1 pseudogene is annotated in these 454 nt (G+C 77.1%); it reads right to left on the reverse strand.

Annotation, left to right across the window (positions count from 1 at the left end):
• A pseudogene (locus M3148_RS17205) lies at window positions 1-454 on the reverse strand (3-oxoacyl-ACP reductase); the annotation flags it as partial.

Here is a 454-nt window from a genome sequence, read left to right on the forward strand (position 1 = left end):
ACACCGTCCGCGATCAGGATGCCGTTGGCGGTCACGCCGCCGCGCATCTCCTGACCGATCGAGCGCAGGATGCCCACGACGCCCTGGCGCGCCGCGGCCTGGGCCGGAGCCAGCTGCTCTGCGCCCGCCACGGTGCCCGACGCCGCTCCGGTGCCGATCCCCGGCGCCGGGCGGGTCAGCGGGTTCACGCGGCCGCCCGGTCGCAGCTTCCGCAGCGCGGAGGCCAGCTCCAGCGCCGGGCCGCCGAGGTCCGCGGGGCTCTCGATCCCGGTGTAGTCGATCAGCACCGCACCCACGCGGTCCACGTCGGCCGCGTTGCGGCGCACGTCCAGGTTCCAGCCGAGCAGTGCCGACGCCGCGGCGTCGCCCGCCGTGCCCTTGCCGAGCACGAGGACCGCGCCGTCCGGGAAGTCAGCGCCCGCCTGGTAGCGGCGCAGGGTGACCGGCCGGGGCA

The organism is Georgenia satyanarayanai (genome assembly GCF_023715365.1).
Classification (GTDB): Bacteria; Actinomycetota; Actinomycetes; order Actinomycetales; family Actinomycetaceae; genus Oceanitalea; species Oceanitalea satyanarayanai_B.